The sequence below is a fragment of the Rhodococcus sp. GXMU-t2271 genome (assembly GCF_041414735.1).
GTDB lineage: Bacteria > Actinomycetota > Actinomycetes > Mycobacteriales > Mycobacteriaceae > Rhodococcus > Rhodococcus indonesiensis.
In genome coordinates, this window is sequence record NZ_JAUIZP010000024.1 from 39,241 (window position 1) to 64,632 (window position 25,392).

At 71.3% G+C, this 25,392-nt stretch carries 28 protein-coding genes and 1 riboswitch; of the genes, 7 read left to right on the forward strand and 21 right to left on the reverse strand.

Annotation, left to right across the window (positions count from 1 at the left end; genetic code table 11):
* Nucleotides 1-81: 81 nt before the first annotated feature.
* Nucleotides 82-1,560 (reverse strand): carboxylesterase/lipase family protein, encoded by a 1,479-nt coding sequence (locus QYS60_RS08985; protein WP_371382945.1) that lies wholly within the window; start codon nt 1,558-1,560, stop codon nt 82-84.
* Between the two features lie 152 nt (nt 1,561-1,712).
* On the opposite strand from QYS60_RS08985, the gene QYS60_RS08990 reads away from it, so the two are divergent.
* Both QYS60_RS08990 and QYS60_RS08995 read left to right on the forward strand, forming a co-directional pair.
* Nucleotides 1,713-2,255 (forward strand): flavodoxin family protein, encoded by a 543-nt coding sequence (locus tag QYS60_RS08990; protein WP_371382947.1) that lies wholly within the window; start codon nt 1,713-1,715, stop codon nt 2,253-2,255.
* A 102-nt stretch (nt 2,256-2,357) separates the two neighbouring features.
* Nucleotides 2,358-3,002 carry an MBL fold metallo-hydrolase gene (locus tag QYS60_RS08995; protein WP_371382948.1) on the forward strand — a complete coding sequence of 215 codons (645 nt, stop codon included), beginning with the start codon at nt 2,358-2,360 and terminating at the stop codon, nt 3,000-3,002.
* 54 nt (nt 3,003-3,056) lie between these two features.
* Here the strand turns inward: QYS60_RS08995 and QYS60_RS09000 are convergent, their stop codons facing one another.
* The 12 genes from QYS60_RS09000 to QYS60_RS09055 form a co-directional block, all read right to left on the reverse strand.
* Nucleotides 3,057-4,700, reverse strand: coding sequence for an FAD-binding dehydrogenase (locus tag QYS60_RS09000; protein WP_371382949.1), 1,644 nt, complete (start codon nt 4,698-4,700; stop codon nt 3,057-3,059).
* A 48-nt stretch (nt 4,701-4,748) separates the two neighbouring features.
* On the reverse strand, nt 4,749-5,453 hold the full coding sequence (locus QYS60_RS09005) for a DUF2334 domain-containing protein (RefSeq protein ID WP_371382950.1): 705 nt from the start codon (nt 5,451-5,453) through the stop codon (nt 4,749-4,751).
* Nucleotides 5,454-5,482: 29 nt separating this feature from the next.
* Nucleotides 5,483-6,136 (reverse strand): 5,6-dimethylbenzimidazole synthase, encoded by a 654-nt coding sequence (bluB, locus tag QYS60_RS09010; RefSeq protein ID WP_003936556.1) that lies wholly within the window; start codon nt 6,134-6,136, stop codon nt 5,483-5,485.
* 5 nt (nt 6,137-6,141) lie between these two features.
* A complete protein-coding gene (locus QYS60_RS09015) occupies nt 6,142-6,636 on the reverse strand; it encodes a glutathione peroxidase (RefSeq protein WP_003936557.1) in 495 nt (164 codons plus the stop codon).
* A 69-nt stretch (nt 6,637-6,705) separates the two neighbouring features.
* Nucleotides 6,706-7,542: a methylamine utilization protein gene (locus QYS60_RS09020; protein ID WP_371382951.1), complete on the reverse strand. Its 837-nt coding sequence runs from the start codon at nt 7,540-7,542 to the stop codon at nt 6,706-6,708.
* 45 nt (nt 7,543-7,587) lie between these two features.
* The gene (locus tag QYS60_RS09025) at nt 7,588-7,914 is read right to left on the reverse strand and encodes a cupredoxin domain-containing protein (protein ID WP_371382952.1); all 327 of its coding nucleotides are present in this window, start codon (nt 7,912-7,914) and stop codon (nt 7,588-7,590) included.
* Complete coding sequence (locus QYS60_RS09030; protein WP_371382953.1) at nt 7,911-8,255, reverse strand: plastocyanin/azurin family copper-binding protein; 345 nt, start codon at nt 8,253-8,255, stop codon at nt 7,911-7,913. The genes QYS60_RS09025 and QYS60_RS09030 overlap by 4 nt, the downstream gene beginning before the upstream one ends.
* A gap of 11 nt (nt 8,256-8,266) precedes the next feature.
* The gene (locus tag QYS60_RS09035; RefSeq protein ID WP_371382954.1) at nt 8,267-9,877 is read right to left on the reverse strand and encodes a multicopper oxidase family protein; all 1,611 of its coding nucleotides are present in this window, start codon (nt 9,875-9,877) and stop codon (nt 8,267-8,269) included.
* On the reverse strand, nt 9,874-11,187 hold the full coding sequence (locus tag QYS60_RS09040) for a hypothetical protein (protein WP_371382955.1): 1,314 nt from the start codon (nt 11,185-11,187) through the stop codon (nt 9,874-9,876). The genes QYS60_RS09035 and QYS60_RS09040 overlap by 4 nt, the downstream gene beginning before the upstream one ends.
* Nucleotides 11,184-11,846 carry a methylamine dehydrogenase light chain gene (locus QYS60_RS09045; RefSeq protein WP_371382978.1) on the reverse strand — a complete coding sequence of 221 codons (663 nt, stop codon included), beginning with the start codon at nt 11,844-11,846 and terminating at the stop codon, nt 11,184-11,186. The genes QYS60_RS09040 and QYS60_RS09045 overlap by 4 nt, the downstream gene beginning before the upstream one ends.
* A 36-nt stretch (nt 11,847-11,882) precedes the next feature.
* Entirely contained in the window at nt 11,883-12,497 is a 615-nt protein-coding gene (locus QYS60_RS09050; protein WP_371382956.1) for a redoxin domain-containing protein, read from the reverse strand.
* A 41-nt stretch (nt 12,498-12,538) separates the two neighbouring features.
* Nucleotides 12,539-13,129 carry a MauE/DoxX family redox-associated membrane protein gene (locus tag QYS60_RS09055; RefSeq protein ID WP_371382957.1) on the reverse strand — a complete coding sequence of 197 codons (591 nt, stop codon included), beginning with the start codon at nt 13,127-13,129 and terminating at the stop codon, nt 12,539-12,541.
* Between the two features lie 437 nt (nt 13,130-13,566).
* Between QYS60_RS09055 and QYS60_RS09060 the strand changes: the two genes are divergently transcribed.
* Nucleotides 13,567-15,030: an APC family permease gene (locus QYS60_RS09060; protein ID WP_371382979.1), complete on the forward strand. Its 1,464-nt coding sequence runs from the start codon at nt 13,567-13,569 to the stop codon at nt 15,028-15,030.
* Nucleotides 15,027-15,788 carry an IclR family transcriptional regulator gene (locus QYS60_RS09065; protein WP_371382958.1) on the forward strand — a complete coding sequence of 254 codons (762 nt, stop codon included), beginning with the start codon at nt 15,027-15,029 and terminating at the stop codon, nt 15,786-15,788. The genes QYS60_RS09060 and QYS60_RS09065 overlap by 4 nt, the downstream gene beginning before the upstream one ends.
* Nucleotides 15,789-15,832: 44 nt before the next feature.
* On the opposite strand, the gene QYS60_RS09070 is transcribed toward QYS60_RS09065, so the two are convergent.
* Both QYS60_RS09070 and QYS60_RS09075 read right to left on the reverse strand, forming a co-directional pair.
* The gene (locus QYS60_RS09070) at nt 15,833-17,098 is read right to left on the reverse strand and encodes a serine hydrolase domain-containing protein (RefSeq protein WP_371382959.1); all 1,266 of its coding nucleotides are present in this window, start codon (nt 17,096-17,098) and stop codon (nt 15,833-15,835) included.
* Between the two features lie 34 nt (nt 17,099-17,132).
* The gene (locus QYS60_RS09075) at nt 17,133-18,200 is read right to left on the reverse strand and encodes a LuxR C-terminal-related transcriptional regulator (protein WP_371382960.1); all 1,068 of its coding nucleotides are present in this window, start codon (nt 18,198-18,200) and stop codon (nt 17,133-17,135) included.
* A gap of 88 nt (nt 18,201-18,288) precedes the next feature.
* On the opposite strand from QYS60_RS09075, the gene QYS60_RS09080 reads away from it, so the two are divergent.
* Both QYS60_RS09080 and QYS60_RS09085 read left to right on the forward strand, forming a co-directional pair.
* The gene (locus QYS60_RS09080) at nt 18,289-18,750 is read left to right on the forward strand and encodes a hypothetical protein (protein WP_003936710.1); all 462 of its coding nucleotides are present in this window, start codon (nt 18,289-18,291) and stop codon (nt 18,748-18,750) included.
* Complete coding sequence (locus tag QYS60_RS09085; protein WP_371382961.1) at nt 18,747-19,160, forward strand: DUF1304 domain-containing protein; 414 nt, start codon at nt 18,747-18,749, stop codon at nt 19,158-19,160. The genes QYS60_RS09080 and QYS60_RS09085 overlap by 4 nt, the downstream gene beginning before the upstream one ends.
* 6 nt (nt 19,161-19,166) lie before the next feature.
* Here QYS60_RS09085 and QYS60_RS09090 read toward each other — a convergent pair whose 3' ends face one another.
* The 4 genes from QYS60_RS09090 to QYS60_RS09105 are packed head-to-tail and all read right to left on the reverse strand — an operon-like array spanning nt 19,167 to nt 22,831.
* The gene (locus QYS60_RS09090) at nt 19,167-19,997 is read right to left on the reverse strand and encodes a hypothetical protein (protein ID WP_371382962.1); all 831 of its coding nucleotides are present in this window, start codon (nt 19,995-19,997) and stop codon (nt 19,167-19,169) included.
* Nucleotides 19,924-20,706 carry an ABC transporter ATP-binding protein gene (locus QYS60_RS09095; RefSeq protein WP_371382963.1) on the reverse strand — a complete coding sequence of 261 codons (783 nt, stop codon included), beginning with the start codon at nt 20,704-20,706 and terminating at the stop codon, nt 19,924-19,926. The genes QYS60_RS09090 and QYS60_RS09095 overlap by 74 nt, the downstream gene beginning before the upstream one ends.
* Nucleotides 20,703-21,812: a FecCD family ABC transporter permease gene (locus tag QYS60_RS09100; protein WP_371382964.1), complete on the reverse strand. Its 1,110-nt coding sequence runs from the start codon at nt 21,810-21,812 to the stop codon at nt 20,703-20,705. Before QYS60_RS09100 ends, QYS60_RS09095 begins: the two co-directional genes overlap by 4 nt.
* Complete coding sequence (locus QYS60_RS09105) at nt 21,809-22,831, reverse strand: ABC transporter substrate-binding protein (RefSeq protein ID WP_371382965.1); 1,023 nt, start codon at nt 22,829-22,831, stop codon at nt 21,809-21,811. Before QYS60_RS09105 ends, QYS60_RS09100 begins: the two co-directional genes overlap by 4 nt.
* Before the next feature lie 118 nt (nt 22,832-22,949).
* A riboswitch (cobalamin riboswitch) is annotated at nt 22,950-23,069 on the reverse strand.
* Nucleotides 23,070-23,504: 435 nt separating this feature from the next.
* Between QYS60_RS09105 and QYS60_RS09110 the strand changes: the two genes are divergently transcribed.
* Nucleotides 23,505-23,753 carry a hypothetical protein gene (locus tag QYS60_RS09110; RefSeq protein WP_371382966.1) on the forward strand — a complete coding sequence of 83 codons (249 nt, stop codon included), beginning with the start codon at nt 23,505-23,507 and terminating at the stop codon, nt 23,751-23,753.
* Between the two features lie 18 nt (nt 23,754-23,771).
* Here QYS60_RS09110 and QYS60_RS09115 read toward each other — a convergent pair whose 3' ends face one another.
* Together QYS60_RS09115 and QYS60_RS09120 are read right to left on the reverse strand one after the other, a co-directional pair.
* Nucleotides 23,772-24,107, reverse strand: coding sequence for a hypothetical protein (locus tag QYS60_RS09115; RefSeq protein ID WP_371382967.1), 336 nt, complete (start codon nt 24,105-24,107; stop codon nt 23,772-23,774).
* 123 nt (nt 24,108-24,230) lie between these two features.
* On the reverse strand, nt 24,231-25,208 hold the full coding sequence (locus QYS60_RS09120) for an LLM class F420-dependent oxidoreductase (RefSeq protein WP_371382968.1): 978 nt from the start codon (nt 25,206-25,208) through the stop codon (nt 24,231-24,233).
* Nucleotides 25,209-25,392 lie beyond the last annotated feature (184 nt).

Consider the following 25,392-nt stretch of genomic DNA (forward strand, 5'->3'; position numbering starts at 1 on the left):
CTCGGCGGTCGGCACCCGGAGACGGGCGCGGGCGGCCGGCCGGACGCGGGACGCACCGTCATCCGGATCGGGGCGGGGACGTCAGCCGATCCAGCACGCCAGCTCGTCGGACCGTGGATCCGTCACCACCGGATCGCCCTCGCCCCCGAACACCCGGACCGGTCGCGAGGCACCGATCGGCGCCCACCCCGGATCTCCGGTGGTCGCGAATTGCACCCAGGCGCGGTGCATCTCGTCGGCGAGCGACTGCGGGGGCCGGTCTCCGGTGAGCCGGTGGGCGACGTCGAGACGGTCGAAGACGAACGCGATCTCGAGCGCATGGCACGCCCGCAGGTCCTGGACGGGGCTCGGCCACGCGAACTCGTACAGCCGGGCCGTTCCACCGCCGCGGACGATCGCGTCCGCGAGGGCGACGGTGCCCGACCGGAACGCGTAGTCGGTGAGGATCGCTGCGAGCACGTCCCCGGGAGTGGCTCCGGGACGGTGGCCGGCGTAGAGATCGGCGGTCGCGGGATCGATCCCGTACCGGTGCAGGACGAACGGCAGGGTGTCCGCGGTGATCGCCGCGGCGATGCCGGTCGGCACCAGGAAGAACCGGAACTCGTCGGTGGTCGTTCCGGCCAGCACCGGCACATCCGTGCCTGCTCCGGTGGCCAGCGCGTCGATCGGCAGCGACGTGAGCACCTCCCCGTCGATCGTGGGGAACAGGCTCATCACCCCCAGTCCGCGCTGTACCACCGACGCACCCCATCGGGCCGGGTCCGGATTCTGCGCCAGTTCGAGGCCGAGGTCGTCCTGCGCGGACTGCAGGCGGCCGGGGTCGAGGGCACCGAACGCCGCGGCGGTGGCCGGCACCCCCAGATTTCCGGCGAGGACGGCCGTCACCCGGCGCGCGTCCTCGACGTCCGCGGCTGCGGTGGCATTGCCGCTCTGCACGACGGCGCGGTGGAACAGGCCCGTCGCGGCGGACGAGGCGAGCAATGCGGCCACGCTCATGCCGCCGGCCGATTCGCCGAACACGGTCACGTTGTCGGGGTTGCCGCCGAACGCCCGGATGTTGTCCTGTACCCAGCGCAGCGCGGCGATCTGGTCGAGCAGGCCTCGGTTGTCCGGCGCGCCGTCGAGCGACAGGAATCCGGGGATCCCGAGCCGGTAGTTCACCGACACCAGCACCACCCCGTCGCGCGCGAAGGCACGCCCGTCGTAGCTCTCGATCCGGTTCGATCCACGGGTGAATGCGCCGCCGTGGATCCACACCATCACCGGCAGTGCCGAGGCACCCGGGTCCGGGGTCCACACCGACAGGTTCAGGCACTCGTCGCCGGGTTCGATGACGTTGCCGAGCAACGCGGCCGCCGGTGCGGCGTACGGCGACTGCGGACAGGTGGGACCGGGCGCGGTGGCGTCACGCACCCCCTCCCACCGGGGCGCCGGTGCCGGGGCGGCGAACCGCGCCGGCCCCACCGGGGCCGCCGCGTACGGGATGCCGAGAAACGCCCACACCCCGTCGGTGACCGTCCCCCGGACCGCGCCCGCTCCGGTCTGCACCGTATCCGTCATGTCCCGTTCCTCTCCTCGCGGCTCCGCACAACGCCACCCACCCGAGCGAATGTATCGCCGATCTCCGCAGGAAAGGCCCATTCGCTCGGTCCGACGGCTCCTATGCTGAGTTGGACGGTCATCGACTTTCCGCCCAGCCGAGGAGGCGCGGCATGCGAGCACTGGTGGTGTACGAATCGATGTTCGGGAACACCCGTCACGTGGCGGAAGCTGTCGCGCGCGGGCTGGGACCGGCGGACGCGGTACGCACGGTCCCCGTCACTCAGGCACACGAGGAGAGCCTGTCCGACTACGACCTGGTGGTCGTCGGCGGCCCCACACATGCGCACGGCATGAGCCGCGAGTCGACGCGCCACGGCGCGGCCGAACAGGCCGAGAAACCCGACAGCGGACTGACGCTCGAACCCGACGCCGAGAGCGAGGGCGTCCGCGAGTGGCTCGATTCGCTGCCGTCCGGCGGCGGCCGGGCCGCAGCGTTCGACACACGTATCGACCTGGCGGCCGTGCTCACCGGCCGCGCCGGCAAGGGCATCGCCAGGAAGCTGCGCAAGCACGGGTTCGAGCTCGTCGCCGACCCGGAGAGCTTCCTCGTCGACAAGCAGTCGGCACTCGAGCCCGGCGAGGAGGAACGCGCCGAGCAGTGGGGCCGGTCGCTCGCACAGCAGGCGGCGAGCGGATCCGAAGAAGTGCGCTGACCCGCCCGCGGGCCGAGGGAATGTCCCGTTCGTCTCCGTGGGCCGACAGGACGATACATCCGCTCGGCGCACAGCCGCGCCCGACGGTCCATACTCGGGTCTATGCGACTGACCCACTTCGGACATTCCTGCCTGCTCGTGGAACATCTCGGCGCGACGATCCTGTTCGACCCGGGCAACTTCTCGCACGGCTTCGAGGGCATCACGGGGCTCGACGCGATCCTGGTCACCCATCAGCACCCGGACCACGCCGACCCGGCGCGGCTGCCGGCGCTGGTGGAGGCCAACCCGGGGGCCGCCCTGTATGCGGACCCGCAGACCGCCGCGCAGCTGGGCGGCGGCTGGCAGGCCGTGCACCCGGGCGACGCATTCACCGTCGGCGACGTGCGGGTGCGCGGCACGGGCGGCAGGCACGCCGTCATCCATCCGGAACTTCCGGTCATCGACAACACCGCCTATCTGCTCGGTGACGACGAGAACCCGGCGCGGCTGCTGCATCCGGGCGATTCGCTGTACATCCCGCACGAGAAGGTCGACGTGCTCGCGCTGCCCGCCGCGGCGCCGTGGTTGAAGATCTGGGAGTCGGTGGACTACCTGCGCGCGGTCAACCCGCGGGTGGCCGTGCCGATCCACCAAGGCATCGTCGCGGACCAGGCCACCGGCATCTTCTACGGCCGCTACTCGGAGATGGCGCCGGAGGGCACCGAGTTCCGGGTGCTGCCCGCCGAGGATTCGGTGGAGGCGTAACCGCCGGTGTGTCTTTCGGGCTGCGGTAGCCGCCCGAAAGACACACCGGCCGCGTCAGCGGCTCGCGGCGCGACCGGCGGCGCGGCCGGAGAAGATGCAGCCGCCGAGGAAGGTGCCCTCGAGCGAGCGGTAGCCGTGCACTCCGCCGCCGCCGAACCCGGCGACCTCCCCCGCGGCGAACAAACCCTCGAACACCGAGCCGCCGGTCGTCAGCACCCGGCCCGACAGGTCGGTCTCAAGCCCGCCCAACGTCTTGCGGGTGAGCAGATGCAGCTTGACCGCGATCAGCGGACCGGCCTTCGGGTCGAGCAACCGGTGCGGGGCGGCGATGCGGGTGAGCCGGTCCGGCACGTAGGCGCGGGCCGCGCGCATCGCCGCGACCTGCAGATCCTTGGTGTACTTGTTCGCGATCTCGCGGTCCCGGGCCTCGACGACCTGCCTCACCGTCGCATAGTCCAGCGGTGCGTCCGGGGTGATCCCGTTCATCCCTGCCACCAGTTCGACGAGGGTGTCGCGGACGACGAAGTCGACGCCGCGCTGCTTGAACGCCTCCACCGGCGCCGGCGCGCCGGGCTTGACCCGCTGCAGCACCTTGCGGATGTCGCGGCCGGTCAGGTCCGGATTCTGTTCCTGACCGGAGAGCGCGAACTCCTTCTCGATGATCTTCTGGTCGAGCACGAACCAGGTGTGGTCGTGCCCGCTGCGCACGATGTGCTCGAGGGTGCCGAGGGTGTCGAAGCCCGGAAACAGCGGCACCGGAAGTCGCTTGCCGGTCGCGTCGAGCCACAGCGACGACGGGCCGGGCAGGATGCGGATGCCGTGGTTTGGCCAGACGGGGTCGTAGTTGGTGATGCCCTCGGTGTAGTGCCACATCCGGTCGCGGTTGACGATGCGCCCCCCGGCACGCTCGGTGATCTCGAGCATCCGCCCGTCGACGTGCGCCGGCACGCCGGTGAGCATGTGCTTCGGCGGGTCTCCCAGCCGCTTCGGCCAGTTCTTCTTCACCAGGTCGTAGTTGCCGCCGATGCCACCCGACGTGACGATCACCGCGCCGGCCGAGAATTCGAACTCGCCGGTCGCCACGCGCGACGACGCCACCCCCCGCGCGGCCGACGACGGTTCGAGCACGGTTCCGCGCACCCCGGTGACGGCACCGCCGGTGACGACGAGGTCGTCGACGCGGTGCCGGTTCCGCAGGACCACCCGGCCACGGTCGACGCCGTCGAGCACCTTCCGGGCGAAGATCTCGACGAGTCCCGGTCCGGTTCCCCACGTGATGTGGAAGCGGGGCACGGAGTTGCCGTGACCGCCGGCGTCGTAGCCGCCGCGCTCGGCCCAGCCGACCATGGGGAACAGCTTCAGCCCGCGTTCCTTCAGCCACGCGTGCTTCTCTCCGGCCGCGAACTCGACGTAGGCCTGCGCCCAGCGGCGCGGCCAGTAGTCCTCGTCCTCCCGGTCGAACGCGGCACTGCCCATCCAGTCCTGCAGGGCCAGGTCGTACGAGTCGCGGATGCCGAGCCGGCGCTGTTCGGGGGAATCGACGAAGAACAGCCCGCCGAACGACCAGAAGGCCTGTCCCCCGAGGTTGTGTGAGTTCTCCTGATCGACCAGCACGACAGTGCGCCCGGCGTCGAGGAGTTCGGCTGTGGCGACGAGCCCGGCCAGGCCGGCGCCCACCACGATCGCGTCTGCGTCCATGCCCGCCAACCTACTGCAGGGTAGGTTCGCGTGGGCGGATCTGCGGGTTCAGGCCGCGCCGAGTGTGCGTGCGCGCGGCGGCCAGCGGTAGACGGAGGGCTGCGCCTCGAGATGCAGGGCGAGGTCGACCGCGTCGAGCATCGCCTGCCGCGGTCCGGGACGGTCGAGTTGCTTGCCGGAGATCGACAGCCGCAGCAGCCCGCCGCGCCGCGCGACCCGGCCGGCGCCGATCACCATCGCCCGGCACCACCACGGTTCGGCCTTGGCACCCTCCCCGATGCCGAACACCCGCGCGTGGGTGACGGTGTCGCGGTGGAGGTCGTGGATCCCGGCGACGCCGGCCATCAGCCGGAACCCGGTGGCGGGCAGCGCCGCGACGGCGCCCGGCGAGGCGAGCCAGCGCGGCGGCGCGAACAGCCGGGTCCGCAGTCCCGTCTCCTCGAGCACCCGGTCGGCGGCGAGCAGCCGCAGCCGCGCCTCGTGTTCGGGCAGGACCGCGAACTCGGCGCGCCGCCGCTTGGTCGCGGCCTGGTCGTAGCCGTGCAGCACGATGGCGTCGCCGCCCTCGCGACGCTCGAGCAGCCACTCCTGGGTGTGCGGATCACGTGCCAGCCGGTAGTGGTCCTTGAGGCGCGGGGCGACGAGCAACGACAGCGGCACGCCGCGGGCGTCCATCTCCCGGGCGAAGGCGTCCACCGCCGGGCGGGTCTCGTCCCTGATGCCCGACACCGACACGATCAGCTCGCCGCTCATGGCTCCACGGTGACAGGGCCGGGTGAACGTCAGGCGTCGCGCACCTGAAGGGTTTCGGCATGCACGGCGTCGGCGAGGGGCCGCCCGGTCCGCCATCCGAACCGCTCGAGGTCGGGCACCTCCTGCAACCGGGTCACGGGACCGACGCACAGCCACGCGATCGGCCGCACCGGGGGCCGGGCTCCGACGAAGTCGGCAAGGAACGCCTCGTCGTAGAACGACACCCAGCCGACGCCGAGTCCTTCGACGGTGGCCGCGAGCCACAGGTTCTGGATCGACAACACCGCCGAGAACACGCCCACGTCGTCGATCGTGTGTCGGCCGAGGATGTTCCGCCCGCCGCGCGACGGGTCGTAGGTGACCACGATCCCGGTGCCGGACTCGACGATGCCTTCGACCTTGATGGGATCGAACGTGCGCCGCCGTTCCTCCGGCAGCGAGTCCGCGAACGCGCGACGGCACCCGGCGACGTGGTCGGCGAATTCGGCGAGCCGCTGCGGGTCGCGGACCACGACGAAGTCCCACGGCTGGGTGTTGCCGACGCTGGGTGCGGCATGCGCCGCCCCCAGAACCCGCCACAGGACCTGCTCGTCGACGCGTTCGCCGGTGAACTCCGCGCGGACGTCACGGCGGGCACGGATCACCTCGTACAGCGCCGCCCGCGCATCGATGGTGTCGGTCATCGCAGTCAGCGGGGCAGCGCGGCTTCGATGGCGGCGATCACTTCGGGGGCGTCGGGCTCGGTGCGGGGCCGGAACCGGGCGACGACGTTTCCGTCGGGTGCGACGAGGAACTTCTCGAAGTTCCACTGCACGTCGCCGGCCTCGCCGTTCGCGTCGGGGTGCCGGGTGAGTTCGGTGTAGAGGGGGTGCCGGCTCTCGCCGTTGACGTCGATCTTCTCCATCAGCGGGAACGTGACGCCGTAGTTGGTGGAGCAGAAGGTCTGGATCTCCTCGGCGGTGCCCGGTTCCTGGCCCATGAACTGGTTGCAGGGCACGCCGACGACGGTCAGGCCCCGGTCCGCGTACTCGACGGCGAGCTTCTCGAGCGCGGTGTACTGCGGGGTGAGGCCGCACTTGGAGGCGACGTTGACCACGAGGACCGCGCGACCGTCGAACTCGGCGAGGGAGGTCGGCACCCCGCCGAGGGTGTTGATGCCGATGTTCTGCAGAGAAGTCGTCATGCCGCCCGACGTTAGTCGCGACGGCCCCGGGGGCGGTAGTGCACCCCGGGGTCGCCGCGAGCAGGCACGTCACAGTGCGGCGACGACCGCGAATGCGCCGAGGGCCACGAGCGCGGCGCCGGTCAGCGTCTGCACCCGGCGGTCGACCACGCACATCGCCGACAGGAAGCCCGGCATCGACCCGCCCCCGCGGGTGTGCACGATTGCCAGGAGGCTCGGCATGCACCGGCCGAGCGAGACGAGCGTGAACAGCGCGGCGCCGAGGACGGGTGAGCCGACCGCGGCGACGCCGAGCACCAGCAGGTAGTACGCGCTCGACCGGATGAAGATCACGAAACCCGGCCCGATGAGGGCGCCGAAGAGCAGCGAGACCTTCCACGGTGCCATCGACCGGCGCAGGTGCCGCGGCAGCTGTCTGCGGCGCATCGGCGTCGGCAGCGTCACCAGGCCCAGCTCGTGCAGGCCGTACGCCAGTGCGACGGCGCCCCACGCGAGGAGCGCCCACGTCACCGGGACCGCCCCGGCGACGAGGGCACCGAGCGCCCCTACGAGCGCGCCGGTGGGGGCACCGGTCGCGATCGAACCGAGTGCGTGCCAGCCGAGCCTGCGCACCGGGGTCGACGAACCCGGACGGCCGGGCTGCTTCGGGGCGGCGACGACGCCGGCGACCGACATGCCGCACGTCGACCAGTTCGCGGCCAGGGCGGTGACGGCTCCGGCACCCACGACCGCGGCGGTCGTCGCGGCGGGCCCGGCCGGGGTGAGCAGCGCCGCGGCCCCGGCACCGGCGACGCCGGCGGCGGCGATCAGCACCGCGCGAGTGCGCGACGGCACGGCCTTCTGCAGGGTGGGACGGATGTCCGGCACGTCCGTCGTCAGCGGCTCGTGCGCGAGTACTGCGGTCATGACTTCCTCCAAGGGATCGGTGTTCTCCGGATATGGACGGCTGGTTCAGGATTCGGTGACGGTGACGGTTCCGGTCATGTACCGGTGGACCGAGCAGGTGTACGGGTAGGTGCCCGGTTCGTCGAATGTGCGGGAGTACGTACCCTCCGCGGTGATCCCGCTGTCGAACCACCCCTCCGATACGACCTGGTGCAGCACCCCGCCGTCCTCGAACCGCCATTCGACGGTGCCACCGGCCGGCACGGTCACGTCGGGCGGAGCGAAGTGGACATTGCTGACGACCACCACCGCGTCCGGGGGTCGATCGGACGGGCCGCAGGCCGCGACGAGCGGAAGCAGCAGGGCCGCAGCCCACCCCGGCTGCCGGCTCATTCCCGGACGATCACGGTGCCGACCATCATCGGGTGCGGCGTGCAGTGATACGTGAAGGTGCCGGCGTCGTCGAAGCTGTAGGAATACGTTCCCTCGGTGAGGAGCTCGCTCTTCAGCCGACCCTCGAGGGGGCCCTCCCCCACCACGTCGTGCGGCAGTCCGCCGTCGTCGAAGCGCCACTCCACGGTCTGGCCCTTCTCGATCGTCACCGACTCCGGGTTGTAGGCCATGTTCTTCACCTCCACGACGACGGCGGGCTCGGCCGAACCTCCAGCGGTGCCGCAGGCGGACAGGTTCACCGCGGTCAGCAGGCCGGCGAGCAGAACGGCGGACTTTCGCATCAGGATTCCTCTCATCGGATATACCGCAAGTTCGCGGTCATACCGGCTTCGAAGTGGTAGGCGTTGTGGCAGTGGAACATCCATTCACCCGGATTGTCGGCGTCGAATTCGATCGCGAGTTCGGTGCCGGGCAGCACGTTGACGGTGTCGCGGCGCAGCCCGCCGTAGGCGCCGATCGCGAAGGTGTGCCCGTGCGTGTGCATCGGGTGCCACATCGTCGACGAGTTCTTCATCGTGATCCGGACGCGTTCACCCTGTTTCATGATCAGGCGGCCGGCATCGACCCCGGCCATGCCCCACACGTAGCGGTCCCCGGCCTGGATCAGCTCGATCCGGTAGTCCCGATCGGGTTCGCGTGGATCGAGCCGCACGGCCTCGACGGGCCGCAACGCGCTCTCCGCGACGAGCCGGCCGCCGAGTTCGGGGATCGCGCCGCCCACGTCGGCGTCGGCCATCGGCACCGCGTCCGGGGTGCGCAGCACCGTCGAGGCATATCCTTGCCGCCCTTCGACCTTCGCGACGATCGGCCATACGCCCGACCGGACGGTGACGAGAACGTCGTAGCGTTGCGCCATGCCGACGACGATCGTGTCGGCGACGGTGGGCTGCACGTCGAAGCCGTCCGCCGCGACGATCGTGAGTTCGTGCCCGGCCACCGCGAACCGGTACGGGGTCTCGGCCGCCGCGTTGACGATCCGCAGCCGCACGCGCTGCCCGGCCGCGGCGACGACCGGGGCGGGATCGTTCGGGGGACGACCGTTGATCAGGTGCAGCGGATACGCGATGTGCTGGGTCATCCCGCCGAGGGCGGCGGAGTCGCCGTGCCCGGCGCTCACCAGTTGCCGCGCGACGTCCATGTCGCCGACGGGGTGCGCCCCGGATGCCGCACCTCCGCCGTGGCCGCCGTGCCCGCCGGATATGGCCGGGTTGAGCGCCGTGAGCACCGCGTCGGGTGTGGTGCCGAGACCGTCGACCCAGTCGTCGAGGACCAGCACGGCGTCGGCGTCGGCGCCAGTGCGGTCGTCGGGATCCTCCACGACGAGGGCCCCGAACAGCCCGCGATCGGCCTGCAGCCCGCTGTGCGAGTGGTACCAGTGGGTGCCGGGGTCCGGGACGACGAAGCTGTAGTCGAACGTCGTGCCGGGCGCGATCGCCGACTGGGTGACGGGCGCAGCACCGTCCATGTCGTTGCGGATCCGGATGCCGTGCCAGTGGACGGTGGTGCCGGCATGCAGGTCGTTGCGCACCGTGGCGTCGAGCCGGTCGCCCCTGCGGACCCGCAGTTCCGGGGCGACGGCCCGGCCCCCGTACGTCCAGGTGTCGACGAGACGCCCACCCAGATCGACGGTGGCGACGCCGGCGGACAGTGCGAACGACGCCACGGCGCCGTTCCAGCCGCGGGCGGCCTCGGCGGCAGCGACCTCCGGGTCGGCCGGCAAAATGTAGTCGAGATCGGCCGCCGCCCCGTTCTTCGCGCCGGCGCCGGCCGGTTGCGTACCGGACGATGCGGTGGCGCAGCCGGCGGCCCCGAACCCGAGCGCGCTCAGCCCCAGCGCCCCGGCCCCGAGGGAGCCGAGGGCCAGGAATCTGCGCCGGCCCAGCACGGTGCCGGGTGGTCTCATCCGATCACCTCGGGGGTGAGCAGGTCGGTGAAATCCTCGACGTTGCCGCTGATCTCCGCCGAGGAGACCTGCTGCCCGGTCGCGGCGTCGAACCCGACGATGCGCTGCGCCGCCTCCCACTGCCCCTCCGGGTTGCCGCCGAGGACGTAGAACGTCGCGCCGTCCACGGAGAACGCCATACTCGCGATGTCGGTCAGTCCCAGGTCCGGCAGGCTCAGTGTCCGGATCGGTGCGAGATTCGCGGCGTCGGACAGTTCGATGCGGGCCAGGTCGCCGCCGCGGGCCGAACTGGGATGGATCGGCGAGTCGGTGTAGGCGATCGCGATCCGGGTGCCGGTGTTGTCGATGACGTCGCTCGCGAACCGGCCCTCGGGCCGGCCGGCGTTGCCGATCGGCGTCACCGCGTCCTGCGGCAGTCCGTTCGAGAAGTCGAAGACGTACACGTCGCCGTTCTCCCCGACCAGCAGGGCCTTGCGCGCCTCGGCGGCCCACCCGACCTTCCGGGCGCTGACGAAATCGTCCGGCAACACTTTCGCCCGGGCGGTCTCGGCGGGCACGCCGTCGTCGCCGACGGAGATCCGGACGAGCTCACCGGTCTCCTCGCACACGCTGTAGATCTCGTGGTCCACGGTCCAGGTGAACGGTCCGCAGCCGACGATCTGCACGGCTCCGCTCTGCTGCTTCGTCTCGAGGTCGACGACGCGGACGCCGTAGAGCCCGTCGTCCCAGGTGACGAAGTACCGCCCGTCGGAGGTGACCGCGTTGGAACCCGGCCGCGAGTGCACGCGCGCGACATCGGGCAGCAGCGCCTCGTCGGGCTCGAGCAGGTTTCCGGAGTAGGTGCTGACGGTGAAGTCCGCGGCGCCCCGCGAGCCGCGGGGACGCCACACTTCGGCGGCGAGAACGGCCGGGTCGGAAGGGGTCTCGCCGACGAAGCCGTGGATCACCGGGTCCCAGATGCCGGGCCCGACGACGATGCGGCTGCCGGCGACACCTGTCTTCGGATCGAGGACGTTGACGCCGAGCTCCAGCTTTCCGAATCCGCCTGCCACGGCGACGAGTTCGTCGCGCCCGATGGGCTCGATCTCGGAGACGTGCAGAGGTTCGGGGATGGTGTCGCCGATCTCCTGGTCGTCGTGGCCGAGGGCGATGCCCTCCCCCGGGGTGGTGAATTCGACGGTGGGATAGGTGACGTCGCCGGCGGTGTTCGGATCGTCGCCGGACGAGCCGCAGCCGGCGAGAGTGACGAGCAGAGCGAGGGGCACGGCGGCCGCGGCGGGACGCACGAGGTGGCGGGAACGCGATGTCATGATCCGGCACCGACCTTCGGGCGCTCGGCGGGACGGGCCTGGCAGTCCTCGCCGATGATGGGGGCCATGGTGCAGGTGTACGACTGGGATTCGTCGGAGACGCACCAGATGATCTCCTGGTCGTAACTGCCCGAAACCGGGTTGTACATGACGGCCTGCATGTCCGGCTCGCCGCAGAACGCGTTGGAGCACGACGGGGCGCCACAGCAGTCGTAATAGGCGATCAGGTAGGTCTTTCCGGTGTCGGGGTTGGTGCAGCACCCGACCCAGAATTCGGCACCCGGTTTGCTGCCCGGCGCGCACGTGGTCACTCCGCCGCCGTTGCAGGCCGCGCAGGAGGTGCCGTCCATGTTGCACCAGCGCCAGTACTCGCACTCGGCCGGATCCTTGCCGTCGTAGACGGGCACGAGCGGTTCCGGACCGGGATCGGGTGCGGGCTCCTGCGCGAATGCGGTGCGGGTCACCGGCAGGGAACCGATGAGCGCCACCCCCGACACACCCATCGTCCAGCGGCCGAGGCGGCTGATCATCGAGCGGCGCGACACCTGCTCCGACATCCGGCGTCCGGTCCGGCTCATGAACGAACCGCCCTTGCCGGCCATCCAGGCGGCCTGCTCCTCGACGGTCTCCTTGTCGACCGGGTACCGGTTCTCGTACATCTCGTCCAATGCATCTCTCCGTTCGTCCGGGGGGATTCAGGCGCTCGCGGCGGCGCGGGCCTTGGCCTGTTCGTGCAGGTGCTGCAACGACGGGGTGCCGGTCTCGAGGGCGTTGAGCAGGCTCTCGACCTGGGCCATGTGGTTGCACAGGCCCTTGGCGCGGATCTTGCCGTGCTCGTCGAGGATCACCCCGTAGGGCGTGGTGCCGACCTGGTAGGCGATGCCGACATCGCGGCCGTCGACGTAGCTCAGTTCGGTACCGATGTTGCTGCCGGCGAGGAACTGCCGGTGCTCCTCGGGTGTGCCGTCGGAGACGATCACGATGTCGAGGTCGCTCTCCGCCTTGGCCATTGCACGGATGCCGGGCAGCAGGCTCTTGCAGGTGGAGCAGGTGGGCGCCGTGAACAGCAGCAACTGCGGCCGGTCCCGGTGCCCGCCGACGCCGACGGTGCGTCCGACGTGGTCGGTCAGGCCACGGAAGGATGGGCCCGCCTGCTCGATCTTCGGACCGGTGTCCATCATGCGGGCCCCGAGGGGGCCGAGCCGGACCTGCACCCGGCCGATCTCGCGGGCCAGCGCGAGCACCATCAGGAACAACACGGCGACCGCCACCGTCAGCACGGTGACCGCAACGAGAAGAATGGTGTCCATCTATCGGTCCTGTCTCGGGAAGTGTTTCGGGAGGACGGTTCTCAAGCGCCGTAGCGCGACACGGTGGCGACCGCACGCAGTTCGACGGACGCGTTGGTCAGATGTTCGTCGACGGGCCGGCGCCCGACGTGGACCACGGCGCGCAATTGGGCCACCGCGAGCCCGGCGACGAGGACGAGCGCCGCGAGCGCGAGTGCTGCCGCCTGCTCGAGCACGCCGATCCCCGGGGGTCCGGTGAGGGCCAGCGCGATCGACAAGGCGGCGAACCCGCCGGCCCGCACGGAGTGGAACCAGCCGATACGCGGCGCCGCATCGCGGTCACCGAACGCGAAACAGCCGCAGTCGAGCTCGCGCCGGCCCCGGGCGAGGTTCACGGTGAGGCCGACGAAGAAGCCGAGGAACAGCACCGCCGCGGCGGCCGCGGCGACGCGGCCGGCGACGCCGAGCACCAGCAGGGCACCTACGGCGATCTCCGTGGCAGGCAGCATCCGCGCGACCACCCGCTCGACCACGGCCGGCAACAGCCGGTAACCGCGGACGACGCGCAGCAGCCCCTCGTGATCGCCGGCCTTCGGCACCCCCGCGAGCAACAACGTCCCACCGACGAGCGCCGCTACCACCGCCCAGATCATGGTCGTCCCCTTCGCAGTCGAATGATCGTGCCGCTCAATCGTGCGCACCGGATGCGTCGCGAACGGGTCGTCGGGGAAACGTCCGGGGGCACCGCGAGTGGAGCCGGACGGCGCGCCGCGCCTCATGCGAACGCTGCAGGTGGGGCACGGTTTCGCGACCTTCCGGCGGCCCCGTTCGCCGGGCACCCGGGCCGTGGGGTGGCGCGGGCCACAGCGCCGCTGCGGCCGGATTCCCACTTGCCGTCCGCATGTCGTTCGCGGAGGAAACCGTCGCGTAACACCGCGGCGCTACGTTGTCCCTCGCCCGGAGGCGGTTCACCGCCCGGGTGCCGGCACCGCCGGCTGCACGGACGCACAGACGGGATACGACGATCGTGACAACCGCACTCCGGGCCGCGATTGCCCGCTCACGGGACGCCGGAACCCATCGGGATCCGGTGCATTCGCCGCTGCGTGCCCTCGGCCGCCGTCAGCTCACCCCGATCGATCTGCTCGGCCAGTCCCTGTCGACGATCGCGCCGGCCACCGGGATGGTGTTCATCGCGCTGTGGATGGTGACCCACCGCCCGGGCGTCGGCGGTCTGCTGGCGATCGCGGGGACCACCGCCGTGGTGGCGTCGGTGGCGCTGTGCATCACGCAGTTCACGAGACGGCTCGCCGCGGCCGGCTCGCTCTACAGCTTCGTGTTCCAGGGCCTGAGCGCCCGCGCGACCCTCACCACGGGCGCGGCGCTGCTGCTGGGCTATCTCGGCATCTCGATCTCGGTGATGTCGCAGGCCGCACAGAGCCTGCTCCGCATCGCGGACCTGCTCGGTGTGCACGTGTCCGGCGCCGCGCCGTGGTCGGTCACGATCGGTGTCGTGGCGCTCGCCGTCGCGGTGATCACCGTGCGCGGGGTGCGGTTCGCGACGCGCGCGATCCTCCTCGTCGAGACGTGTTCGCTCGTGCTCATCGTGGCGCTCATGGTGGGCACCCCGGCCGGCGCGGGCCCGGCCACCACCGAAGTGCCGGACGCACCCCTGAGCATCATGCCGTTCCTCGCGATGCTCACCGTACTGTCGATGGCCGGCTTCGAGAGCGCCGCCTTCTTCGGCCCGGAAGCCAAGCGGCCGTTGTTGACCGTCACCCGCACCGTGCTGATCTCTCCCGTCGTCGTCGGTGCGCTGTTCGTGTTCGCAGCCTGGGCCGCGTTGTCCGGTCACGGCGCCGTCGTCGTCGGCGCGTACTTCGACGGCACGGCGTCCGGCGCGAGCGTCGGCGTGGTGCTCGCGGTGCAGGCGGGCATGACGTGCTCGTGGCTGGCGTCGACCCTGGGCTGCGCGCAGGCCGGTTCGCGGCTGCTGTATTCGATGGGCGTCGAGCGGGTGCTGCCGAGCGCCCTCGCCGGCGTCCACGGCCGGTTCCGCACCCCGCATGTGGGCGTGCTCGTCTTCACCGCCGCGGGTCTCGTCGGCGCCTGCCTGTATGCGTCCCTCGCGGAGGCGGATTCGGGGGCGTTCGACGGCGTCGTGGAGATCGGCCTCGTCGTGGCCTACACGCTGGTGGCGGTCGCGTCGCTGCGGTTCCTGCACCGCATCGGCGAGCACACCGTGGTGACGCGGGCGGCGGCGGTGTTCGTCTCGGTCCTGGGGGTCGGCCTGCTCGGGTACATCGCCGTCGACGGCACCGCGCACGGCGTGTGGATCGTGCCCGCGGCACTCTCGGCGGTCGCGGTGTCCGGCACGGTGTGGCAGTACGTCCTGCGGCGGGTCCGCCCGGGCAGCCTGGCGACGATCGGGGCGTTCGACTCGGTCGAGACCGGGGACATCCTCCCGGGGGCGGGGACCCTCGTGATCGGCGCGGACGGGCGGACGCGCATCCTCCCGGACGTCCCGCATTCCCGCGACGGGGACCCGGCTTGACGGCGCACGTGTCCGTGCATGCGGACGACTCGCACTTCAGCGGACAGCAGCCGGGCGCGGTGCAGAAGGCATTGGGGATGCTCGAGGCGGTCGCTCAGCTCGGCCCCGGCACGTCCGCGAAGGAGATCGCCAGGTTCACCGGGGTGCCGCCGACCACCGCGTACCGCATGCTCAACCTGCTCGTGGCCGACGGATTCCTCGTCCGTGTGCCGGACCTGTCCGGTTTCGCGCTGGGCCGTCGCACCGCGGAGCTGGCGCGGGCGGCCGCGGAGACGAGCCCGTCGCCGACGCTGCACGACGTCGTCGAGGAGCTGCGCACCCACACCCGCTTCGGGGTGCATGTCGCCTCGTTCGCGGCCGGGCGGCTCCGGTTCGTGGACAAGGATCCCGACCACGAGATCGTCGCCGTCGGTGTGCTGGCGAAGAACCTGCATGCCAACGCCCTCGGCAAGCTGATGCTGGCGCACCATCCGCACGTGCGTCCCGATCCGCGGCTGCGGCGCCTGACCGACCGCACGATCTGCGACCCCGGCGTCCTCGCCGAGGAGCTGCGCGCCGTCGCCGTCGCGGGCTACGCGTACGAGGGCGAGGAGTGCCGGATCGGGCGGGCCGCGCTGGCGGCGCCGATCCGGGACCGGTCGGCGTTCGTCGTCGGCGGCCTCTACCTGCAGGGGTCGGCGTCGCGGGTCACCCCGGACGACGCGGCGCTCGTGCGGTTCCTCGTCGACGGCTCGGCCCGGCTGTCGGGGCTGCTGTGACCGGGTGGACGGGGGGTGTCACCGGGTGAGCGTGGGCGGGCATGTCACCGGATGGGCCGCGGCGGGGGCGCATCGCCCGGGGCGAGCTGCGCACCGATCCGCCGGAAGATCGTGTCGGCCTCGTTCGAGTACGCACCGGTGTCGTCGAAGGCCGCCGGCTCGTAGGTGACGGCGACGGCGACGGCGATCTTCTGCGACGGCAGGTATGCCTCGACCGCGGCGTACCCACCGAACAGCGGGTTCTGCATCAGCCAGTTGCCGGTGATCACCACCCCGAGTCCGTAGGTGTAACCCTCGGACTGCGGGAAGCACGTTGGGCAACCGGGAAGCGCGGTGGTCCGGCCGCGCACGTCGGTCGACACCATCGCCCGGTACGACTCCGGTGAAAGCAGCGTGCCGGTGCCGACGGCAACCGCGGTGTCGTGCAGGTCGTGGATGTCGGTGGTCTGGACGGCCCCGTCAGTGATGGTCCAGGAGGGATCCCAGAACGTGGATTCCTCGTAGAAGGGGGTCGTGGCAGGGATCCCGAGCGCCTGCCGGCGTTCCGAGCTGAACGCATGCAGCACCGGTTCCGGGATCGTCGGCGTCTGAGACGGCGTCGTGCCGTCCAGTCCGAGCGGGTCGAGCACCTTTTCCTGCAGCAGTTCCGCCACCGGCCGGCCGGTGATCTTCTCGAGGACCAGGCCGAGGATCACGTAGTTGGTGTGTGCGTAGTTCCAGTTGGTGCCGGGCTCGTAGAAGAGGGGCTGGGACGTGCCGAGGTCGACCAGTTCCTCGGGTGTCCAGCTCCGGAACGGGTTCCGGTAGATCGCGTCCGACAGTTCGGGATTCTGCACGTAGTCGGCGTAGCCGGAGGTCATCTGGGCGAGCTGACCGAGGGTGACCCGGTCCGAATGCGGGATGTCGGGCAGCCACGTCGAGACTGTGTCGTCGAGACGGACCTTCCCCTCGTCGACGAGTTGCAGCAGCAGCGTGGCGACGTAGGAGATGGCCACCGCGCCGTTGCGGAAGTGCATGTCGGTCGTCGCCGGCACGCCCGTGGTGGATTCGCCGTAGGCGCGGGTGAGGATCTCCCTGCCGTCGACGGTGACGCGCACGATCGCCGCCTTCAGGTGCGACTCCGCCATGGTGTCGCGCACGATCCGGTCCACGGCCTCGGCCTGCGCGGGATCGGCCGGCGAGGCGGTCCCCGACGCGGCCACGTTGTCCGCCGATCCGGACGGGCCGGGTGCCGCGTCGTCGGTGGCCGTGCAGGCTGTCAGGAGGCCGAGTGCGCACAGCACGGGCAGGATCCGCCGGGTCAGGGGCATACCTGATCTTGGCAGATGCGCTCGACCGGTGTGCTCACTCCGGCCCGGCAAGCGCGGCTCGGCGCAGGTCCCGTTCGGACCGCAGGAGGGCGCTGAGTTCGGCCCGACTGCGCACGCCGGTCTTCGTGTAGATCGCCTTGAGGTGATCGTGGACGGTGTTCGGGGTGATGCCGCGACGGCCCGCGATCTCGGCGGTCGAGTACCCGGCCATCACCTCGAGGCACACGTCCCGTTCCCGGGCGGTGAGGGCATAGGCGGCGAGCAGCAATTCGGCGAGTTCGCCGCCGGTTGCAGGCTCGATCGTGACCACGGTCTGCGGTTCGTCACCGCCGAGCAGCGCGGTGGCACGCAGCAGGATCCACCCGCCGGTGGTGTCGCGGATCCGCGTTCGGAACACACCCGACCTACTCGAACGCGCGCCGAACGCGGCGGCGCGCACCATGACGGCCAGCCGTCCCGGTGCGATCTCGTCGAATCGCTCCTCCCAGTCGCGGGCGGCCGCCGTGAGCGCGAGCGGCTCACCTCCGGCCCCGGTCAGGACCACCGCCGGACCCGGTTCGCCCCGGTTCGAGGGGGCGGTGGCGCACACGGCGGCGCGGGTCGCAACCGCCACCGCCGGCGCCACCTGCGTGAGGAACTCGACCTCCGCATCGGTGAAGTCCACGGCGGACCGAACGAACCCGGCTGCGCCCCAGCACAATTCCCCAATCCGGAAGATCACGCGCAGTTCGTGGTTCACTCCGAGCGGACGCCACACCTCGGCGTGGCGAAGACAGTGGGCAACCTCGTCCGGGGGCAGATCCGATCCCCGGGTCGCCGTGCGGCCGGTGCGGAACAGTTCGGCGAAGGTGCCGGGGTCGTGCCCGCGGTACTCGCTCTCGGCGAGCAGCGGTTCGTACTCCGGCGGAATCCGGTCGGGGCCGCTGGTCATGGAGCCGATCGTCAGGGACCGGGGATCGATCATCGCCCAGCACGTCAGGTCGCTGCGCACCGTCCGGCCGACGAGTTCGATGGCACGCTCGTGCACCTGCGTCACGTCGGCGCCGGCAGCGGCGAGCGCCACGACCTCCCGGCCCACCTTCTCCGCCCGGATCTCGAGCATGACCCCAGTATGCGCTGACGGCGGGGCTACCACCCATCCCCGTTTCCGGGGATGGGCCACCGTCCGGGCGCTTCCTAACGTGACAGACATGACCGACAACACCGAACTCTGCAGGATGGGCGAGGGCCGTCGTCTCACCCTGCCCGACGCCACCGTCACGGCCCTGTCCACCGGCGCACACGCCGGCGGGGCGTACGAACTCTTCCTCGTCGAGGCGCCGCGCACCGTGCCGGTGCCCATGCACGCCGAACCGTGGGCCAAGTCGTATCACGTTCTGGGGGGCCGGATCCTGGTCCGTTCCGGAACGGACGTCCACGAACTCGCGGGCGGGGACACGATCACGGTCGCGCCGGGAACGATGAACTCCTTCACCGTCCTGACCGACACCGCGACCTTCCTGCTGATCGCGGCCGGGACGTCGATGAGCGGCTTCTTCGGCGCACTCGACGGCCTCGACCCCGCGCAGGCGCCGGACGAGTCCGCCCGCGCTCTCCGAGCGGTCACCGAGAGGTACGGGGTCGCGCTCGCGGCGGAGGGGGGTGCACCATGATCACCCTCGCCCAGATCGCCGCGTCGGCGGCCGCGGCCGTGCACCTGCTCGCGTTCGTGTGGGAGACGCTGCTGTTCCGGCGGCCGTCGGTCCACGAGGACGTGTTCCGCATTCCCTCCGGCGACGTCGCGGCGGTGCGGATGTGGGCGTTCAACGTCGGCTTCTACAACCTGTTTCTCGGCGCCGGCGCGCTGATGGGGGTGGCCCTGTGGCGGGCCGGCGAGGACACGGTCGGACGCGCACTCGTGCTCTACACGTGTTCGTTCATGTTCCTCGCCGGGATCGCCCTGTTCGTCTCGGACCGTCTGGCCATGAGCCGGCCCCGCGGTGCCGGGCTCGTGGGTGCCGCGGCGCAGTGCGCGCCGGCGCTGATCGCGCTGATCGCGCTGATCGCGCTCGCGACGACCTGATCCGCCTCACGTCCGTGCGGCGACGTACCGCCGCAACGCCGCGTCGCGGTCGGCCGGTGCCCGGCGCGGACAGCTCGTGCACTTGTCGCTGTCGGTCGCGCAATAGATCAGGCAGCAGGAGCTGCGTCGCACGAAACGCCGTCCCGATTCCGGCGAGCCTGGCGCCGCCGTCACGGTCCCGGTCGGCCCCACGTCGACAAAACGCGGTGGCATCAGCGGCGGTACGGACAGCACGGCGGCAAGGGCGCATCCGTCCTCGGCGCGGTGGGCGGCACGCCCGGCGTCGAGAGCGCGATTGGCGATCGAGTCGGACGCGACGGCCCACAGCGCCCGCTCCGAGGCACCCGACACCCCCGCCAGCGGCGAGACGATCGCCGACAGCGCCGGCCCGAGAGCACGCGCGAAGGCCTCGGCCCCGGTCAGCAGGTGCGAGGACCGTACCGCGCCGAGGTAGCCGTCCGGCCGCAGCGTGCAGCGCCACCGGGCCGGGTCGGGGTCGGGGGCGCTGCCGGTGGCCAGGAGCATCGCGACGGGTCCGGCCACGAGTGTCGAACTGGCCGAGTACCACCAGAGCGTGCCGGCGACCCGGGGATCGGGGCAGTTCCATCTGCGCCCGGTGTCGCGGACCCGTTCGGCCAGCCAGTGCGGATCGGTCGTGACCGCACCCGGAACGACGACGGGCCCGAGGTCGACGGTGTGCGCGAAGTCGCCGAGCAGCGCCCGGGCCGCGGCGTAGGCACGCGCCACGGCGTCGGGGTGGCTGTCAGGCATCGGCCGGCCCCCGGACGTCGAGGGTGCGCCGGCCGTCGCGGTCCACACCCACCCGGCCGCGGACACCGAAGACCTCCGCGAGCAGTGCGGGTCGCAGCACGTCCTCCGGAGTTCCTTCGGCGACCACCGACCCGTGGTCCAGCACCGCCATGCGGTCGCAGTATTCGGTCGCCAGCCGCAGGTCGTGCAGCGTCACCAGGACGGCGAGCCCGTCCGAGGCGAGGCTGCGCAGTAGCTCCAGCACGGCCAGCTGGTGACGCAGGTCCAGGTGATTGGTCGGCTCGTCGAGCAGCAGCACCCGGGGTTGCTGGGCCAGGGCCCGGGCGATGGAGACACGTTGGCGCTCTCCCCCGGACAGGGCGAGTACGTCGCGGTCGGCGAGGTGCAGCAGCCCGAGCCGGCCGAGCACGTCCTCGACGACCGCCCGGTCGTCGTCGCCGAACGGCTCGAGCCAGCCGCGTCGGGCGGTGCGTCCCAGCCGCACCGATTCGCGGACGGTCGTCCCGCCGAGCGCGACCGGTTCCTGGACGCCGACCCCGACGAGACGGGCGAGGGAGCGGCGCTTGATGTCGGTGACGTCCCGGTCGTCGACGGTGATCGCGCCGGCCCCGACCGGCACCGCGCGGTAACAGGCACGCAGCAGGGTCGTCTTGCCGCTGCCGTTGGGTCCGACGAGGGCGAGTACCCGGCCCGCCGCCACGTCGAGGTCCACCCCGTCGAGAACGAGGCGTTCGCCCAGCCGGGCACGGACCCCGGTGGCGCGCAGGCAGGTCACAGGGCCCGCCCGTAACTGCGCCACAGCATGACGAGGAAGGCGGGTGCCCCGAGCAGGCCGGTGACGACCCCCACCGGTAGTTCGGTCGAGCTGCTGACCGAGCGGGCGACGACGTCGGCCAGGACCAGCGCGAGTGCTCCGGCCACCGCCGCCACGGGGATCGACCGGACGCTGTTGCGGCCGACGAGGTGACCGGCGACGTGCGGGATCAGCAGTCCGATGAAGCCGACGGTCCCCGAGACCGCCACTGCCGCGGCGGTGAGCAGCGAGACCGCGAGCAGGATCAGGATGCGGAACCGCCGCACGTTCAGTCCCAGCGCGGTCGCCCCGTCGTCGCCGACGAGGAGCAGGTTCAGCTGGCGGCCGCACAGCAGGACGCCGCCGCCGACGACGAGCAGGACCAGTGCGGGCACGGTCAGCATCGACCAGGTCGCATCTCCGAATCCTCCTGCCAGCCAGCGCATCACGGTGCCGAGCTGATGGTCGTCGCCGAGGACCAGCAGGGTGAAGGTGGTCGCCGCGGAGAACACCATCGACATCGCCACGCCGACGAGGACGATCGCGGTGACGGCGTGGGCGCGCACACTGACCGCGACCGCACCGGCCAGCGGGACCAGGGCTCCCAGGAAGGCCGCGAACGGCAGGGTGAAAACACCGAGTGCGCCGCCACCGACACCCAGGACCGTCACGAGCACCACCCCGAACCCGGCACCGGAGGACACGCCCAGCAGATAGGGATCTGCGAGCGGATTGCGGGTCACCGCCTGCGCCACCACGCCGGCGATCGCGAGCGCGGCACCGACGACGGCGGCCGTCAACGCTCGGGGCAGGCGGGAGTCGACGACGATCGCTTCCCGCGCCGCGGTCCACCACGGCGTGAAGGTTCCCGGTGCGAGGCGGTGCACGACGATCGCCCACACGTCGCCGAAGGGGATGTTCACCGTGCCCAGCGACACGGCGCCCGCCAGCGCCAGCACGAGCGCGGCGAGCAGCGGCGGCAGGATCAGCCACAGTGAACGATGTGGCGCGCCCCCGGCACTCTCCCGGACCGCCGGGGCCGGCGCGTGCGGCGACGAGGGGCCGGTCAGGGTGCCGGCGGAGGTCATTGCGCGTCCGGGAACGCGGCCGGGTGCAGTCCGCGGGCGATCGTCGCGACCGAGTCGACCATGCGCGAACTCTCGAAGAAGTCGTCGAGCGGCACGACGACGAAACGGTCGTTACGCACGGCGGGCGTGGTGGCCACGATCGGCTGGTTCTTCAGATAGGCGATCTTGTCCTGAGCGCTGGTCGCGCCGTAGTCGAGTACGACGATCGCCTCGGGCGCACGCTCACCGACGATCTCCCAGCCGGTGGTGAAGTACGGCTTCGGGCCTGCGGCGGTGATGTTGTCGGCGCCGGCGTAGTCGGCGATGAGGTTGCCGATGCCCACGCCACCGACCGAGAGCGGCTCGGCTTCGCCGGAGTCGTAGAAGAAGGTGCGCACGGGTGCGACGCCGGCCTGCTCCAGCCGGGCACGTACCGCGTCGAGTTCGGCGGTGATCGACTCGGTCAGTTCCGCGGCCTGCTCCTCGGCACCGAGCAGAGCGCCGAGCTGGGCGAAGTCGTTCTCCAGCAAGGCGATATCGGAGAACCCGGCACCGCAGTACTCGGAGAACAGGAACGTGTGGATACCCGCCTGCTCGAGCGTGTCCCGACCCCGGCCGGTCTTGTCGTCGAATGCGCTGCGCATCCCGCCGACGACCAGGTCCGGTTCGAGGTCGCGGATCTGCTCGTACGTCGGGTATTCGGCGGCCAGCGACGGGATCGCCCGGAACTGCTCGGCCGTCTCGGGGAGCGGGTCGTCCTTCTCGCCGTACCCCATGCCGACGATGCGGTCCCCCACACCCATCTGGATCAGGGTTTCGGTGACGTGGTCGTTCATCGACACGATCCGCTGCGGAGGCGCGTCGTAGGTGGCGGTACGTCCGCAATTGGTGACCGAGACCGGTTCGTCGAAGGCCGCGGCGGACGGGCCGGCGCCGGTGTCGGCACCACGCGAACAGCCCGTCAGGGCCGCAGTGGCGACGGTGAGGACGGCGAGAGCCGCCGCGGCATCGCGGGCGGGACGGCGGAAGTCGACGGGCATGGGACCTCGTGCTCTGCTCAGGTGGCACGAGGCAGACTCCGGCACGGCAGCGGCCCCGGACAGAGGTCACCGACTACCCTGCTGGACTCCATCTCGTAGACCACGACGAAATACCGGAGTCGCGCACGTCCATGCAGGCGATCGGGCTCACCGTCGGGCGGACGGTCTACCGTTGCGGGTCAGCGCCGGACTCGGACCGGACTTTCCCTGCATGGGCGTCAGCAACGCTGCGGTCATTATGCATGTCGACGATCGGCACGGATCGCAGGGCCGGTCCCGAATGCCCGGGTCCCCGGGACGGCGTCCGAGGCGCCGTCCTGTCGTCCGAGCCGGGTGCTCGAAATTCACCCTCGGTTTCACCCCGTTCGCGGGCCCTCACTCCGGCACCGCGGCAGGCTCCGATGCGTTGCACACGAGGGAGGCTGCCGGACAGGCCGCACTCTCGTGCAGCCGGAGCCGTCGCCCCGGCCCCTCCTCGGAGGGGAACGCGCCGGAACGTCGAATGGGGATGCGGACCGGCGGGGCCGGTCACCGCGCAGGGGGCGGTGGCCGGCGTCCGGGCGCGTGCATGCCTGCTCCACGAAACCCAGAGTTCAAAATGCGGCCATCTGCCGGAGACCCACCGCCGCGACACTGGACGCACAAAGTGTCAACGACGGACGGGGAGACACTGATGTCCGAGAACTTCGCCCACCGAACCGATCCTCTCTTCGCTCTGCCGCCCGCGACGGCGCCCCACCCGATACGCCTCGACGACCCGACCCCGGCCCGCACGACGCCCGGCCTGCGTCCGCGGCTGGGTAGCGTGCTCGGCACCGTGGTCTCCGCGGGGGCCGTCGCCACCATGGTCACCGGCTTCGTCGCGGTCGGTACCGCCGCCACCGTCTCCGGTCTGATCTCGGCGGTGCGGCTCGGTCCCTGAGCGTTCCGGCGAACTTCCTCAGTTGCCGAACTGCACGCTGTCGACGACGACGTCGGACCCGAACAGTTCGCGGGCACGGGTGAGGGCCGCGTGACGCACCTCCGGCTCCGACAGCCTGATGGGCAACGCCAGGGTCAGCAGCGCCGAACGACTGCCGGACCTGGGCTGGGTCCTGACCCGGCACACCCAGTCCACCGTTCCGCCCTCCCGGCGCGACGCCAGCTCGGTACGCGCGACGTCGCGGGCCGAACACGGCAGGGCAGGATCGGTTGTGCGTTCGAGCTCGGCCACGAGGTCCTCGAGACGATCGGTGCGCCACTGACGCAGTCCGGCTACGCGCGTTTCGACGTTCATCTCGGCACCCTTCGACGCCGGACGACCGTCGGTTGCGGTCTCGGGACCACACGGATCCGAGGTCTGCGGCGTCAGCGAAAACTGACTTCTACCGAGACCATCGCGGTGGGAGCCGCCCGCGTTTCACGAGCCCGGCAGCAGACTCCGCAGCGCCGGCAGCAGTTCCCGTTCGGCCCACCGGATGAACGGTTCCTGCCGGTCACCGCCGATCTGGACGAGGGCGACCTCGGTGAACCCCGCCTCGACGAACGGCCGGACCTTGTCGACGTACTCGTCGATGTCGTCGCCGCACGGAAGTTGCGCCCCGACCTGTTCGGGCGTCACGAACTGGGTCGCGGCCGCGAACGAGGACGGTGCGGGCAGATCCGGGTTGACCTTCCAGCCGAGGCCGAACCATCGGAACTGCTCGTGTGCCCGGTGCACAGCCGCGTCCCGGTCGGTGTCGTAGGAGACGGCGATCTGCCCGACTCGTGGTTTGCCCGCTCCCCCCGCTTCGTCGAACATCCGGGTCAGGTCCGGCTCGGGTTCGGTGGCGACCATGAGGTCGGCCTTCTCCCCGGCCAGGAAGCACGACCGCGGACCGGAGACGGCGATCCCGATCGGCACCCTGTCCTCGGGCAGGTCGTACAGGTGCGCGGACTCGACGTCGAAGTAGTCGCCGCGGAAGTTCACGTTCCCCCCGTCGAACAGTGCCGAGATGATCTCCACGGCCTCGGCCAGCATCTCGTGCCGGGTGCCGACGGCGGGCCAGCCCTTGCCGACGACGTGCTCGTTGAGGTTCTCCCCCGCACCCAGCCCGAGGCGGAAGCGGCCCCCGGACAGGATCTGCATCGTCGCCGCCTTCTGCGCCACCACCGCCGGGTGGTAGCGCAGGATCGGGCAGGTCACGTAGGTCATGAGCGGGATCCGCTCGGTGGCCTGCGCCGCGGCGCCGAGGACGGACCACGCGTATCCGGAATGTCCCTGTTCCTCCAGCCACGGGTTGTAGTGGTCGCTGATCACCGAGAAATCGAAGCCGGCCTGCTCCGCCATCTGCACGTCGTGGACGAGGTGGTCGGGCCGGGACTGCTCGCAGAGCATGGTGTAGCCGAAGTCGGTCACTGTTCGTTTCCTCCCGTGGTCGGTGTCGGGCGCCGCGCCGAGGCCGGCGATCCACCGGATACCCAGCGGCCGTCTCGGTACACGACAGTCGGGGAGGAGCTACCGGGATACCGGCTGCGCATCTCGGTAGGCACGCCCGTCCCGTTGCGGCGGCCCGGCCGGGTCGCCGCAACGGGACGTCGCT

Coding starts and splice junctions, on each gene's coding strand:
- QYS60_RS09105 (WP_371382965.1), bottom strand. CDS start 22,831: ATGCCCGTCGACTTCCGCCGTCCCGCCCGCGATGCCGCGGCGGCTCTC.
- QYS60_RS08995 (WP_371382948.1), top strand. CDS start 2,358: ATGCGACTGACCCACTTCGGACATTCCTGCCTGCTCGTGGAACATCTC.
- QYS60_RS09100 (WP_371382964.1), bottom strand. CDS start 21,812: ATGACCTCCGCCGGCACCCTGACCGGCCCCTCGTCGCCGCACGCGCCG.
- QYS60_RS09000 (WP_371382949.1), bottom strand. CDS start 4,700: ATGGACGCAGACGCGATCGTGGTGGGCGCCGGCCTGGCCGGGCTCGTC.
- QYS60_RS09085 (WP_371382961.1), top strand. CDS start 18,747: ATGATCACCCTCGCCCAGATCGCCGCGTCGGCGGCCGCGGCCGTGCAC.
- QYS60_RS09045 (WP_371382978.1), bottom strand. CDS start 11,846: ATGTACGAGAACCGGTACCCGGTCGACAAGGAGACCGTCGAGGAGCAG.
- QYS60_RS09080 (WP_003936710.1), top strand. CDS start 18,289: ATGACCGACAACACCGAACTCTGCAGGATGGGCGAGGGCCGTCGTCTC.
- QYS60_RS09025 (WP_371382952.1), bottom strand. CDS start 7,914: ATGAGCCGGCAGCCGGGGTGGGCTGCGGCCCTGCTGCTTCCGCTCGTC.
- QYS60_RS09005 (WP_371382950.1), bottom strand. CDS start 5,453: ATGAGCGGCGAGCTGATCGTGTCGGTGTCGGGCATCAGGGACGAGACC.
- QYS60_RS08985 (WP_371382945.1), bottom strand. CDS start 1,560: ATGACGGATACGGTGCAGACCGGAGCGGGCGCGGTCCGGGGGACGGTC.
- QYS60_RS09070 (WP_371382959.1), bottom strand. CDS start 17,098: ATGCCCCTGACCCGGCGGATCCTGCCCGTGCTGTGCGCACTCGGCCTC.
- bluB (WP_003936556.1), bottom strand. CDS start 6,136: ATGACCGACACCATCGATGCGCGGGCGGCGCTGTACGAGGTGATCCGT.
- QYS60_RS09055 (WP_371382957.1), bottom strand. CDS start 13,129: ATGATCTGGGCGGTGGTAGCGGCGCTCGTCGGTGGGACGTTGTTGCTC.
- QYS60_RS09115 (WP_371382967.1), bottom strand. CDS start 24,107: ATGAACGTCGAAACGCGCGTAGCCGGACTGCGTCAGTGGCGCACCGAT.
- QYS60_RS09015 (WP_003936557.1), bottom strand. CDS start 6,636: ATGACGACTTCTCTGCAGAACATCGGCATCAACACCCTCGGCGGGGTG.
- QYS60_RS09020 (WP_371382951.1), bottom strand. CDS start 7,542: ATGACCGCAGTACTCGCGCACGAGCCGCTGACGACGGACGTGCCGGAC.
- QYS60_RS08990 (WP_371382947.1), top strand. CDS start 1,713: ATGCGAGCACTGGTGGTGTACGAATCGATGTTCGGGAACACCCGTCAC.
- QYS60_RS09050 (WP_371382956.1), bottom strand. CDS start 12,497: ATGGACACCATTCTTCTCGTTGCGGTCACCGTGCTGACGGTGGCGGTC.
- QYS60_RS09075 (WP_371382960.1), bottom strand. CDS start 18,200: ATGCTCGAGATCCGGGCGGAGAAGGTGGGCCGGGAGGTCGTGGCGCTC.
- QYS60_RS09040 (WP_371382955.1), bottom strand. CDS start 11,187: ATGACATCGCGTTCCCGCCACCTCGTGCGTCCCGCCGCGGCCGCCGTG.
- QYS60_RS09110 (WP_371382966.1), top strand. CDS start 23,505: ATGTCCGAGAACTTCGCCCACCGAACCGATCCTCTCTTCGCTCTGCCG.
- QYS60_RS09035 (WP_371382954.1), bottom strand. CDS start 9,877: ATGAGACCACCCGGCACCGTGCTGGGCCGGCGCAGATTCCTGGCCCTC.
- QYS60_RS09030 (WP_371382953.1), bottom strand. CDS start 8,255: ATGCGAAAGTCCGCCGTTCTGCTCGCCGGCCTGCTGACCGCGGTGAAC.